This window comes from Pseudoalteromonas sp. SA25, from assembly GCF_011378705.1.
In the GTDB taxonomy this organism is placed as follows: Bacteria; Pseudomonadota; Gammaproteobacteria; order Enterobacterales; family Alteromonadaceae; genus Pseudoalteromonas; species Pseudoalteromonas arctica.
Map to the genome: position 1 here is coordinate 1 of NZ_WTKV01000047.1, position 5,308 is coordinate 5,308.

The window sequence follows — 5,308 nt, forward strand, 5'->3', positions numbered from 1 at the left end:
TAACTTGTACTAATTACCCGTGAGGCTTAACCATACAACGCCAAACGCGTTTTATGTGATAGTGAAACAAGCGAAGAAGTTAATATGACTAAAGTAGATATTACTTAAGAAAGACTTAAAAAATATTATCAGATATTTTCCAAATTCAGTTAGTGCGTAGTAATACGGATTAACGCCCAAATTTGCTTGGTGACAATAGCGTTTTGGACCCACCTGATTCCATGCCGAACTCAGTAGTGAAACGAAACAGCGCCGATGATAGTGTAGCATTTGCTATGTGAAAGTAGGACATTACCAGGCTTCAAATTGTAGAAAGCCCGAATCTAACGATTCGGGCTTTTTTACGTCTGCAGAAAAGTAAAATACGCGTAATTAATGTACACACACCAACACCTATCACGTAGGTCGGGCGAGCGCAGCGACTCCCGATGTTAAAATTACATCGAGAATAGCTACAATGTTCTTATTTCACGAGCTGGGTTACCCGCTACTACAGTATTAGGCATTACATTTTTAGTAACCACAGCACCCGCACCCACAACACTACTTTCACCAATACTCACACCCGCTAAAATAATTGCACCTGCGCCAACCCATACGTTATTGCCTAACGCGATAGGTGCTGCAAAGTTTTCCTTATTAAGCCTTTCTGCTGGATTAGTAGCATGTGACACAGCTAAAAGCTGAACGTTCGGGCCTATTAAGCAGTCATCACCAATGGTGATTGAGTGATTGGCTAATGGCGAGTCGAGAAGTGTGCAATTAATATTCATAAAAGTACGGTCACCAATAACTATTTGATTGCCGTAATCGCAATGAAAACCTGATTCTATAATTACACCATCACCCGACTTTAAAAATAACTCTTTGATACGTTTTAAGTTGCCTTTACTTGGGCTCTTATTAAATAAACGGCAGGTTTCACCTGCTTGCTTTCGCTGTGCTAAGTATTCTTTACTGATACTGTTAAATGACTGCATTGTATTTATCTTTATAACTTAATTAGTTATAGCTTACCGTACTTTTAGTTTTATTATTATTAGAATAAAACTGTGTTTTTTTTGCTCGTTCACTTGCCATTTAGGTTGTTTCGTTTAAAATCGCATAACTTTCGAAATGAAACTTAATTCACGAGCTTTATGACTAAACGAAACACACAGCAGCGTCGTCACAATATACTGGTTCAAGTTAATGAATTAGGTGAAGTAGCCGTTGAAAAGTTAGCACAGCAGTTTCAAACATCTGAAGTAACCATTCGAAAAGATTTAACCTCGCTTGAAAAAAGTGGCTTATTACTTCGCCGCTACGGTGGTGCTATTGCACTACCTAAAGAAATTGTTAGCGATGAAGTAGATTCAAAGCGCAAAGTCGCAATAGCAAAAGCTGCAGCAAAACTTATAAAAGATCATAACCGCATTATTATTGATAGCGGGCGTACCACAGCAGCTATGATCCCTGAGCTTGCTGATAAGCGTGGGCTAGTTGTTATGACCAACGCTATTAAAGTAGCGAGTCGTTTATTAGCACTCGAGAACGAGCCGACACTTTTAATGACCGGCGGAACGTGGGATCCACATTCTGAGTCATTTCAGGGGCAAGTTGCCGAAAATGTATTATGTTCTTACGACTTTGATCAGCTATTTATTGGCGCTGACGGCATAGATGTAAAGCGTGGTACTACTACCTTTAATGAGCTAGTTGGTTTAAGCCAAGTTATGGCAAAAGCCGCTCGTGAAGTAATTGTAATGGTTGAATCAGATAAGATTGGCCGAAAAATACCAAATTTAGAATTACCGTGGAAAATAGTAACCACATTAATAACCGACAATGGCTTAGCAGACGAAAAACGCAAAGCAATTGAGGCGTGTGGTGTAAAACTAATTTGCGCAGAGATTATTGAATAGTAACTACAAAGTGAGTTACTAGAATTAAAAAATTAATGGAGACACTATGTGTGGAATAGTTGGGGCAGTTGCAGAACGTCCAGTAAACAAAATTTTAGTTGAAGGCCTTAAACGTCTTGAATACCGTGGTTATGACTCAGCAGGCGTAGCATTGCTTGATGGCAACACACTTAATACTGTTAAAGCAGTAGGTAAAGTAGTTAACGTAGAAGCAGCTCTAGAAAAAGCAGGCGTTAGCGGTCATACAGGTATTGCACACACTCGCTGGGCAACACACGGTAGCGTTACTGAAGAAAACGCACACCCGCATGTATCAAACAACCAGCTAGCACTCGTGCACAACGGTATTATTGAAAACCACGCAAGCTTACGCGCATCGCTTAAAGAAGAAGGTTACGAGTTCCTATCTGAAACCGATACCGAAGTAATGGTGCACTTAATTCATAAGCTTCGTAAGCAGCACACTAGTTTACTTGCAGCAGTACAGGCAGCTGTTAAGCAATTTGAAGGTGCGTTTGGTACAGTTGTATTTGATAAAGCAAACGACAACGAAATCATTGTAGCGCGCTCAGGTAGCCCTCTTGTTATTGGTTTAGGCCTTGGCGAAAACTTTATTGCGTCTGATCAGTTAGCACTATTACCTGTTACTCGTAGCTTCATCTTTTTAGAAGAAGGCGATGTAGCGCGTATTACACGTGACACAGTAGAAATTTTTGATGAAAATGGCGACGCTGTAGAGCGTGAAGTGATTGAATCAAACATTACACAAGATGCATCAGGCAAAGGCGACTACCGCCACTACATGCTAAAAGAAATCTACGAGCAGCCACTTGCAGTTCGTAATACCCTTGAAGGGCGTTTAAACGACGACCGCGTAGCAATTGATGCGTTTGGCGAAAGCGCTCAGCAAATATTTAAAGACGTAAAACATGTGCAAATTATTGCCTGTGGCACGTCTTATCATTCAGGTATGGTTGCACGTTATTGGCTTGAGCAATTTGCAGGCGTTAGCTGTAATGTAGAAATAGCTTCTGAATTTAGATACCGACAGTCGTTTGTTCATGAAAATAGCTTACTTGTTACTATTTCTCAATCGGGTGAAACTGCCGATACGCTAGCTGCATTACGCCTAGCTAAAGAGCAAGGTTACATGGCCTCAATGACTATTTGTAACGTACCTGGTTCATCGCTTGTACGCGAATCTGACCTTGCGTTTATGACCAAAGCTGGCGCTGAAATAGGCGTTGCTTCTACTAAAGCATTCACTACACAATTAGTTGGTTTGTTAATGCTTACTGCGTCTATAGCGCAAGAAAAGCAGCTGGATCAAAGCGCAATTGTAAATGCAATTAAAGTACTTCCAGCTAAGTTAGAAGAAACATTATTACTCGCTGATGGTATTGCAGATCTTGCAGAAGAGTTTGCCGACAAACACCACTCATTGTTTTTAGGTCGTGGCTCGCAATACCCAATTGCAATGGAAGGCGCGCTTAAGCTTAAAGAGATTTCGTACATTCATGCAGAAGCCTACGCCGCTGGCGAGCTCAAACATGGCCCACTAGCACTTATTGATGCCGACATGCCAATTATTGTTGTAGCACCAAATAACGAATTGCTAGAAAAACTTAAATCAAACGTAGAAGAAGTACGCGCACGTGGCGGCATTATTTACGTATTCGCAGATAAAGATTCACACTTTGAGTCAGACGACACAATGCGTGTAATCAACGTAAACCACACTGACGATATTATTGCGCCAATTGTTTACACCTTGCCATTGCAGCTACTGTCGTACTACGTAGCGGTAATTAAAGGCACTGACGTTGACCAACCACGTAACTTAGCTAAATCAGTTACTGTTGAGTAAAATCAATAGGTTGGTAATTACCTGTTAAAGATAAAAAGGCGCTCAATGCTGTCTCTTATACACAAATCCCTGCTAAGAAATTAGCGGGGATTTTTTTGAACTAAATCTCAATGTCATGATCAGATCTTCAAATCTTGTTTGAGGGCACATTATGATTAACGAACATACTCATTGGGCAAAACAACAATTCGGTAAATCGGACTTAGGTGATCCAAGAAGAACAGCGCGTCTGGTAAAGTTAGCATCAACGCTTGCAAATGAACCAGGAAAACCACTTGTGAACATCACTCAATCCCCCGCCGATATGGAAGGTGCCTACCGCTTTATTCGCAACGAGAATATTGACGCAACGGCTATAGCAGAGTCAGGCTTTAAAGCCACGGTTGAACAAGCAAAAAGTCATAACTTATTACTCGCATTAGAAGACACGACCACACTAATTTATAAACATTCCTCCATTCGAGATGATTTGGGTCATGTCGGACGAGGAGCAAAACAACGAGGCTTGTTAGCTCATAGCGTATTACTGTTTGCGCCAGACACAAAGCAAGTTGTGGGATTAATTGAACAGTCTCGCTGGAGTCGTGATATCAACACGATTGGAAAAAGAGAAAAACACGCGACGACTTCTTACGAAGAAAAAGAAAGTTACAAGTGGGAGTCAGCGTCACGAGCGATGGCAGAGCGGCTGCAAGGACAAATGGCGAACGTGATATCGGTGTGTGACCGCGAAGCGGACATCTACGAATACTTGCAGTATAAACTGAGCGAGCAGCAACGATTCGTCGTACGCTCGATGCAAAGTCGTCATATTGAAGAAGGTGAGGATAAGCTCTATGCGTTTGCAAGCGAGCTGATGAGTGCAGGCACCAAACACATCCACATTGCACAAAAAGGAGGAAGAAAAGCCCGAAGCGCAACACTGGATATCACCTATGCGCCAGTGACACTCAAAGCGCCTTACAATAAGAAAGGACACTCCCTCCCAGTTTACTATGTCGGCTGTGCAGAGCGAGGAAACGCTGAGAACGGCTTAAGCTGGCACCTATTAACCAGTGAACCAGTCACCAGCAAAGAAGACGCTTTAGCTATCATCACCTACTATGAGCACCGTTGGCTTGTAGAGGAATACCATAAAGTCTGGAAAAGTGATGGTACGGATATCGAAAGTTTACGCCTTCAAAGCCAAGATAACATGGAAAGATTGGTGACGATTAATGGCTTTATTGCGACGCGAATATTGCAACTAAAGTTCACCAATGAGCAGCCTGATTCTCCAAGTTGTGAACAACTGTTATCTCCCAAAGCATGGAAGTTATTGTGGTTAAAGAGAATAAAAACACCATTGCCTGAAACTGCTCCAAATATGTCATGGGCGTATCAGGAACTGGCAAAGTTAGGAGGCTGGAAAGATACCAAGCGCACAGGGCGTGCATCTGTGAAAGTGTTATGGCAAGGATGGCTTAAGTTACAAGCCATCCTGGAAGGCTACGATTTAGCAAAATCTCTTGAGTCAGACTTGTGATCAAGAGACAGC

At 41.9% G+C, this 5,308-nt stretch carries 4 protein-coding genes and 1 rRNA gene; 4 read left to right on the plus strand and 1 reads right to left on the minus strand.

What is annotated here, in order from left to right:
- The first annotated feature begins 185 nt into the window (after nucleotides 1-185).
- Nucleotides 186-300: ribosomal RNA gene (gene rrf / locus GQR45_RS21095) — 5S ribosomal RNA — on the plus strand.
- 152 nt (nucleotides 301-452) lie between these two features.
- Here rrf and GQR45_RS21100 read toward each other — a convergent pair.
- Entirely contained in the window at nucleotides 453-980 is a 528-nt protein-coding gene (locus tag GQR45_RS21100) for a sugar O-acetyltransferase (protein WP_165726933.1), read from the minus strand.
- Between the two features lie 159 nt (nucleotides 981-1,139).
- On the opposite strand from GQR45_RS21100, the gene GQR45_RS21105 reads away from it, so the two are divergent.
- From GQR45_RS21105 to GQR45_RS21115, 3 genes are all read left to right on the plus strand, one after another.
- The gene (locus tag GQR45_RS21105) at nucleotides 1,140-1,904 is read left to right on the plus strand and encodes a DeoR family transcriptional regulator (RefSeq protein WP_024589675.1); all 765 of its coding nucleotides are present in this window, start codon (nucleotides 1,140-1,142) and stop codon (nucleotides 1,902-1,904) included.
- 46 nt (nucleotides 1,905-1,950) lie between these two features.
- Nucleotides 1,951-3,771 carry a glutamine--fructose-6-phosphate transaminase (isomerizing) gene (glmS, locus tag GQR45_RS21110; protein ID WP_149603400.1) on the plus strand — a complete coding sequence of 607 codons (1,821 nt, stop codon included), beginning with the start codon at nucleotides 1,951-1,953 and terminating at the stop codon, nucleotides 3,769-3,771.
- A gap of 151 nt (nucleotides 3,772-3,922) precedes the next feature.
- Nucleotides 3,923-5,296, plus strand: a complete 1,374-nt coding sequence (locus tag GQR45_RS21115; RefSeq protein ID WP_096058041.1) for an IS4 family transposase — start codon at nucleotides 3,923-3,925, stop codon at nucleotides 5,294-5,296.
- Nucleotides 5,297-5,308: the final 12 nt, after the last annotated feature.